General features: G+C 45.9%; 1 protein-coding gene. It reads left to right on the forward strand.

The window, feature by feature from the left end:
• Positions 1-1,099 (forward strand): glutamate synthase central domain-containing protein (locus A3763_RS02400; RefSeq protein ID WP_304440775.1); only part of this gene is annotated, 1,099 nt, incomplete at both ends.

A 1,099-nucleotide genomic window follows, 5' to 3' on the forward strand; every position in this document is an offset into this window, starting at 1 on the left:
GCATTTGTGTTTTTCATCAGCGTTTCTCCACTAATACTATGCCAAAGTGGCCACTAGCCCAGCCATTTAGATGTATTGCTCACAACGGTGAAATTAATACGATTGAAGGCAATAGAAACTGGTCTACAGCGAGAACAAGCAAGTTTGCTACAGACGAACTGCCTGAGCTGGGAGAATTATCTCCTTTGGTGAATCGTACTGGTTCAGATTCTTCCAGTATGGATAATATGCTTGAGGTACTTCTGGCAGGTGGTGTAGACCTATTCCGTGCCGTTCGTATGATGATTCCACCTGCATGGCAGAACGTTGACACCATGGATAGCGAACTACGTGCTTTCTATGAATATAACAGTATGCATATGGAACCATGGGATGGACCGGCTGGTCTGGTTCTAACTGACGGCCGTTACGCCGTCTGTTTACTGGATAGAAACGGTTTGCGCCCAAGTCGTTGGGTTATCACTAAGAATGGTTACATTACAGTTGCATCCGAAATTGGAACTTATGGCTATAAGCCGGAAGATGTTGTTGCTAAGGGTCGAATTGGTCCTGGACAGATTCTAGCGGTTGATACTGAAACGGGTGAAGTGCTACATACTGATGATATCGATAGCCGCCTTAAGTCTGCTCACCCTTATAAAAAGTGGCTAAAAGAAAACGCGGTTCGTATTGAGGCAACGCTAGACAAAGATCATGAAGCGTTCCAAGCAATGGATGCTGATACCCTAAAGACGCACATGAAGATGTTCCAGGTGACTTTCGAGGAACGAGATCAGGTATTGCGTCCATTAGCTGAGGCGGGCCAGGAAGCAGTAGGTTCGATGGGTGATGATACGCCAATGGCAGTATTGTCGACTCGTGTTCGTTCAGTTTCAGACTACTTTAGACAGAAGTTTGCTCAGGTGACTAACCCACCGATTGATCCATTGCGTGAAGCGATTGTTATGTCTCTGGAAACCTGTGTGGGTGTAGAGCAGAACGTATTTGAAGAAACGCCTGAGCATGCGAAGCGAATTATTTTGGCTACGCCGGTACTGACACCTGCGAAGTTTAGCTGCTTTAGCTCGGATAAAGATGGTTTTGAACATGCCTTGATTAG

The sequence above is a fragment of the Oleiphilus sp. HI0128 genome (assembly GCF_001635365.1).